4 protein-coding genes are annotated in these 4,765 nt (G+C 73.4%); 3 read left to right on the top strand and 1 reads right to left on the bottom strand.

All coding sequences use genetic code 11. The annotated features are described in order from the left end of the window. Positions 1–317 precede the first annotated feature (317 nt). Positions 318–1,058 carry a FadR/GntR family transcriptional regulator gene (locus ACSNOD_RS28525; RefSeq protein WP_436769962.1) on the bottom strand — a complete coding sequence of 247 codons (741 nt, stop codon included), beginning with the start codon at positions 1,056–1,058 and terminating at the stop codon, positions 318–320. Between the two features lie 82 nt (positions 1,059–1,140). Here ACSNOD_RS28525 and ACSNOD_RS28530 point away from each other — a divergent pair, with 82 nt between their 5' ends. Genes ACSNOD_RS28530 through ACSNOD_RS28540 form a run of 3 tightly spaced genes read left to right on the top strand, consistent with a single transcriptional unit; the run spans position 1,141 to position 4,693 of the window. Beyond that, positions 1,141–2,508, top strand: a complete 1,368-nt coding sequence (locus ACSNOD_RS28530; protein ID WP_436769959.1) for a glutamine synthetase family protein — start codon at positions 1,141–1,143, stop codon at positions 2,506–2,508. A gap of 11 nt (positions 2,509–2,519) precedes the next feature. Next, positions 2,520–3,890: an aldehyde dehydrogenase family protein gene (locus ACSNOD_RS28535; protein WP_436769960.1), complete on the top strand. Its 1,371-nt coding sequence runs from the start codon at positions 2,520–2,522 to the stop codon at positions 3,888–3,890. Next, entirely contained in the window at positions 3,887–4,693 is an 807-nt protein-coding gene (locus ACSNOD_RS28540) for a 3-oxoacyl-ACP reductase (protein ID WP_436769961.1), read from the top strand. The genes ACSNOD_RS28535 and ACSNOD_RS28540 overlap by 4 nt, the downstream gene beginning before the upstream one ends. The last annotated feature ends 72 nt before the right edge of the window (positions 4,694–4,765 follow it).

Consider the following 4,765-nt stretch of genomic DNA (forward strand, 5'->3'; position numbering starts at 1 on the left):
GATGCGGGAGGGGAGACGGGCGGTGTCGGGGAGGGCGCGGGCGCTGCCGCCGCGCGGCGTTCGCTGCCATCGGCCATGGTCGTCGCTCCTTGCCTGGGGTGGCTCGCCCGGACGGCCATGCGCCGTCCGAGCCCGGATGGCACCCGCCATCCAATGGACTGGCGCCAAACCTTTGCGGTGCGAACCGGCCGAGCGCAAGACCCCTGCGGTTACGTCGCGGTTACGTCGGTGTTCACGCCGCCCGCCGCGCGACCCGCCGCGCGACCGGTCGCGTCACCGGTCGTGTTCACCGGTCGTGTTCACCGGTACGTCACCGATCACGTCAGAAAGCCCCGCAGCAGGGCCGCCGTGCCCTCGCAGTGCTCCCGCATCACCGCCCGCGCCCCCTCCGCGTCCCGGTCGAACACCGCCTCCACCAGTGCCGCGTGCTGGCGCTGCGAGTGCTCCAGATTGCGCACCAGCAGCGGGATGCAGTCCAGCAGATCGTTGACCGTCGCCCGTACGGCCGCGTACTGGGCGGCGAGCGAGGGGGAGCCGCTCAGCTCCGCCAGCGCCAGGTGGAACAGCGTGTCCAGCCGCCGGTAGTCGGCCGGCGCCGCCTCCCCCGTGGCGGCCAGCGCCGCCCGCAGCCGCGCCCCGCCCTCCTCGGTCAGCCCCTGGGCCGCGCACAGCCCGGCCGCCCCCACCTCCAGCACCTCGCGGAAGCGCAGCACGTCCTCGACGTCCACCCGCGCCACCCGGCGGCGCAGTTCCTCCCCGGGGATGCCGCCGGCCGCCTCCGGGCGGTGCAGCACGAACGTGCCGCCGTACCGGCCGCGTCTGCTCTCCACCAGCCCCTGGTCCTGGAGCACCTTGAGCACCTCGCGCAGGGTCACCCGGCTCACCCCGAGCCGCTCGGCCAACTCCCGCTCCGCCGGCAGCCGTTCGCCGTACGGCACGAGGCCCAGCCGCAGCACCTGGAGTATCTGCTCCAGGGCCTCCTCGAAGCCGTTGCCCGCGCGGACCGGGCGCAGCACCGGCGCCAGCCGGTCGTCACCGGGCGGCTCCATGCCGTTCATGGACACCCCTTCCCAATCAATGGTCTGCACGGCTACCTTATGGCCCCCCGGCAGGTCCCCCGTCCTCACAGGAGGCATTTCCGTGGCAGACCGAACGCCCCCGCTCGCCGTGGACGAGCTGCGCCGGCTCGTCGACTCCGGGGAGATCGACACCGTCGTTCTCGCCTTCACCGACATGCAGGGAAGGCTCCAGGGCAAGCGGTTCGCCGCCCGCTTCTTCCTCGACGAGGTCCTCGCGCACGGCACCGAGGGCTGCAACTACCTCCTCGCCGTCGACGTGGACCTCAACACCGTGGAGGGCTACGAGATGTCCTCCTGGGAGCGCGGCTACGGCGACTTCGCCATGCACGGCGACCCCGCCACCCTGCGCCGCACCCCCTGGCACCCCGGCACCGCGCTGATCACCGCCGACCTCGCCTGGCACGACGGCTCACCGGTGGCCGCCTCGCCCCGCCAGGTGCTGCGCCGCCAGCTCGACCGGCTCGCCGAGTACGGCTGGACGGCCCACGTCGGCACCGAGCTGGAGTTCATGGTGTTCAAGGACACCTACGAGGACGCCTGGGGGCGCGGGTACCGCGGCATGACCCCGGCCAACCTCTACAACTGCGACTACTCCGTCCTCGGCACCGGGCGCGTCGAGCCCCTGCTGCGCCGCATCCGCAACGAGATGGGCGCGGCCGGCATGGTCGTGGAGTCCGCCAAGGGCGAGTGCAACCTCGGCCAGCACGAGATCGCCTTCCGCTACGCCGACGCCCTCACCACCTGCGACCAGCACGCCATCTACAAGACCGGGGCCAAGGAGATCGCCGCCCAGGAGGGCATGGCGCTCACCTTCATGGCCAAGTACGACGAGCGCGAGGGCAACTCCTGCCACATCCACCTCTCGCTGCGCGACGCCTTCGGCCAGCCCGTCCTCGCCGACGACAGCGGCGAGTACGGCATGTCGAAGACCATGCGGCACTTCCTGGCCGGGCAGCTCGCCGCGATGCGCGACCTCACGCTCCTCTACGCGCCGAACATCAACTCGTACAAGCGGTTCCGGCCCGGCTCCTTCGCCCCGACGGCCGTCGCCTGGGGCCCGGACAACCGCACCTGCGCGCTGCGCGTCATCGGCCACGGCGCCTCGCACCGACTGGAGAACCGCCTCCCCGGCGGCGACGTCAACCCCTACCTCGCCGTGGCCGGCATGATCGCGGCCGGGCTGCACGGCATCGAACAGGAGCTGGAGCTCCCCGAGCCGTGCACCGGCAACGCCTACCGGGGCGACGCCGCGCACGTGCCCACCACCCTCCGGGAGGCCGCGGACCTGTGGGCCGCGAGCCCCGTCGCGCGGGCCGCCTTCGGGGACGACGTCGTCGAGCACTACCGCACCATGGCGCGCGTCGAACAGGAGGCGTACGACACCGCCGTCACCGACTGGGAGCGCTTCCGCTCCTTCGAACGCATGTGAGGCCGAGGACCGTGCACGAGCTGTCCGTACTGAACCCGGCGACCGAGGAACCGGTCGCCACCGTCACCGCCGCCACCCCGCACGACGTCGACACCGCCGTGGTCGCCGCCACCGCCGCCCAGCGGCGGTGGGCCGCCCTGCCGCCCGGCGACCGGGCCCGGCAACTGCGCCGGCTCGCCGCCGTCATCGACGACCACCTGGAGGAGCTCGCCCTCCTGGAGGTCCGCGAGGCCGGCCACCCCATCGCCAACGCCCGCTGGGAGGCGGGCAACGCGCGGGACCTGTTCGACTACGCCGCCGGGGGAGTGGAGCGGCTCACCGGCCGGCAGATCCCCGTCGCCGGAGGCATCGACGTCACCTTCCACGAGCCCCTCGGCGTCGTCGCCGTGATCGCCCCCTGGAACTTCCCGCTCCCCATCGCCGCCTGGGGCGCCGCCCCCGCGCTCGCCGCCGGCAACGCCGTCATCCTCAAGCCCGCCGAGACCACCCCGCTCACCGCGCTCAAGCTCGCCGAACTCGCCCTGGCGGCCGGGCTGCCCGAGGGGCTCTTCCAGGTGCTCCCCGGCACCGGCCCCGTCGCGGGCGGCGCCCTCGTCGAGCACCCCGGCGTCGCCAAGGTCGTCTTCACCGGCTCCACCGCCGTCGGCAAACAGATCATGGCCCGGTGCGCGGACACCATGAAGCGGGTCACCCTCGAACTCGGCGGCAAGAGCCCCAACATCGTCTTCGCCGACGCCGACCTCGAACAGGCCGCCGAGGCCGCCCCCGGCTCCTTCCTCGACAACACCGGTCAGGACTGCTGCGCCCGCACCCGCATCCTCGTGCAGCGCACCGTGTTCGACCGCTTCCTGGAGCTGCTGGAGCCGGCGGTCAAGGACTACCGGGTGGGCGACCCCGCCGACCCGGCCACGCGGATGGGCCCGCTGATCTCCGCCGCCCAGCGCGAGCGCGTACGGTCCTACGTCGCCGAGAGCGCCCCCGTGGCCATCCGCGGCGACGCCCCGGCGGGCAAGGGCTTCTGGTACCCCGCGACCGTCCTCGTGCCCGACCGGCCCGACGACCCCGTGGCCGTCGAGGAGGTCTTCGGGCCCGTCGCCGTCGTCCTGCCCTTCGAGGACGAGGCCGACGCCGTACGCCTGGCCAACGCCACCCGGTACGGGCTCGCCGGCTCCCTGTGGACCCGCGACCTCGGCCGCGCCCTGCGGATGTCCCGCGCCGTCGCCGCCGGGAACCTCTCCGTCAACTCGCACAGCAGCGTGCGCTACTGGACCCCCTTCGGCGGCTTCCGCGAGTCCGGGCTCGGCCGGGAGCTCGGCCCCGACGCGCTCACCGCCTTCACCGAGACCAAGAACGTGTTCATCAGCACCGAGGAGAGCAAGTGACCGAGCAGACCACCCCGCCGTCGCCGGCGGCCCCCGTGTGCCGCCGCCTGGTCGGCCGCACCGCCGTCATCACCGGCGCCGGCAGCGGCATCGGCCTGGCCACCGCCCGCCGGCTCGCCTCCGAGGGCGCGCACGTCGTCTGCGGCGACATCGACGAGACCGCGGGCAAGGCCGCCGCCGAAGCGGTGGGCGGGCTCTACGTCCAGGTCGACGTCACCGACGCCGAGCAGGTCGAGGCGCTGTTCGCCGCCGCGCACGACACCTACGGCTCGGTCGACATCGCCTTCAACAACGCCGGCATCTCGCCGCCCGACGACGACTCCATCCTCACCACCGGCCTCGACGCCTGGAAGCGCGTCCAGGAGGTCAACCTGACCTCCGTCTACCTCTGCTGCAAGGCGGCCCTCCCCTACATGCGGCGGCAGCGCCGGGGCTCGATCATCAACACCGCGTCGTTCGTCGCCGTCATGGGCGCGGCCACCTCGCAGATCTCCTACACCGCCTCCAAGGGCGGCGTCCTCGCCATGTCCCGCGAGCTCGGCGTCCAGTTCGCCCGCGAGGGCATCCGGGTCAACGCGCTCTGCCCCGGGCCGGTGAACACCCCGCTGCTCCAGGAGCTGTTCGCCAAGGACCCCGAGCGCGCCGCCCGCCGGCTGGTGCACATTCCGCTGGGCCGGTTCGCCGAGGCCGAGGAGATCGCCGCCGCGGTCGCCTTCCTCGCCAGCGACGACTCCTCGTTCGTCAACGCGACGGACTTCCTGGTGGACGGCGGGATCTCCGGCGCGTACGTGACGCCGCTGTAGCGGCCCGGGACCGGGTGGTGGAGACGGTGCCGACGTACCGGGGCGAGGGCCGGACGTTCCTCTGAGCCGCGC

Source organism: Streptomyces sp. URMC 123, assembly GCF_051386515.1.
Lineage (GTDB): Bacteria > Actinomycetota > Actinomycetes > Streptomycetales > Streptomycetaceae > Streptomyces.

Coding starts and splice junctions, on each gene's coding strand:
- ACSNOD_RS28525 (WP_436769962.1), bottom strand. CDS start 1,058: ATGAACGGCATGGAGCCGCCCGGTGACGACCGGCTGGCGCCGGTGCTG.